Source organism: Mesorhizobium sp. M7A.F.Ca.MR.362.00.0.0 (genome assembly GCF_004023175.1).
Taxonomy (GTDB): domain Bacteria; phylum Pseudomonadota; class Alphaproteobacteria; order Rhizobiales; family Rhizobiaceae; genus Mesorhizobium.
This window is the reverse complement of sequence record NZ_RZTF01000800.1, coordinates 1-1,017: the sequence shown is the minus strand read 5'-3', so window position 1 is coordinate 1,017 and position 1,017 is coordinate 1. Positions and strand designations below refer to the sequence as shown.

Below are 1,017 nucleotides of genomic sequence, written 5' to 3'. Positions count from 1 at the left end.
CCTTAGACCTGGCATAATTGGGCCGCCGCTCGATGCCGCCGAGTTCGACGGCGCCACCGACACGCAGGCCCGTTGCGAGCGGCGTGACGACGAAGCCATGGCCGGAGAAGATCAGCATCCGCTTCACGTCGAAGGCACTCGTCGGCAACGTGGTGTTGTAGCCGCGCTCGGTCTCCAGCGGAATGCGATCGCCGAGTTGCTTCGCCAGCAGATGAGACCATGCGCCTGCTGCGACGACGAGGTGTCGCGCCTGTCTGGTCGTGCCGTCTGCCAATGTCAGCGTCGCACCATCCTGATCCGCCGCGACTTGGCCGATCCGAGCCATCTCAAAGCGGGCACCCTTGCTTTGTGCGTAGGCCCACACCGCCTTGCCCAGCAGTTTCGGGTCGGCGACCGTCTTCCATCCCGGCACGAACGTGCCTTTGATGAAGCGCGGCGACAGCCCCGGCTGCAAGGCGGCCAGTTCCTCGCCCTCGACATGGCGGAAACCGATGCCGAAACGCTCACGCGCCGCCCAGCCGCGCAGCCCGGCCTGGAACTCGGCTTCGCTTTCATAGAGCTCGAGCGAGCCATCCTCGCGCAACATCGACCGCGTGCCGGAGCGATCGAGCAGGCCCATCCACTCCGCCTCGGCGAGCTTCATCATGCCCGCCTGAGCAGCAAGGCTCGCCTCGTATTTTCCCGGCGCACCGGCGCGCCAGAAGCGGATCAACCAGGGCAGAAGCTTCGGCAGATAGGCGGGCGGAATGCTGAGCGGGCCAAGCGGATCGGCCAGCCATTTCGGCAGCTGCCGCATCATGCCCTTGTGGGCCAGCGGCAGCACATCGGAAAAGGCAAAGGCGGCGGCGTTGCCGGAGCTCGTCTCCTCGCAAATGCCGGTGCGGTCGAAGACGGTGACCCTGCGTCCGGCCTCGGCGAGAGAAGCGGCTGCACAGATGCCGATGATGCCGCCACCGATGATGGCGATGTCCAAGCCTTCTCCCCGTTCACGGGGAGAAGGTGCCCGAAGGGCGGATG

1 protein-coding gene is annotated in these 1,017 nt (G+C 66.2%); it reads right to left on the bottom strand.

The features are described from left to right. Positions 1-973: FAD-binding oxidoreductase (locus tag EOC06_RS37790; protein WP_128310146.1), on the bottom strand; the 973-nt coding region annotated here is incomplete at its 3' end. Between the last annotated feature and the right edge of the window lie 44 nt (positions 974-1,017).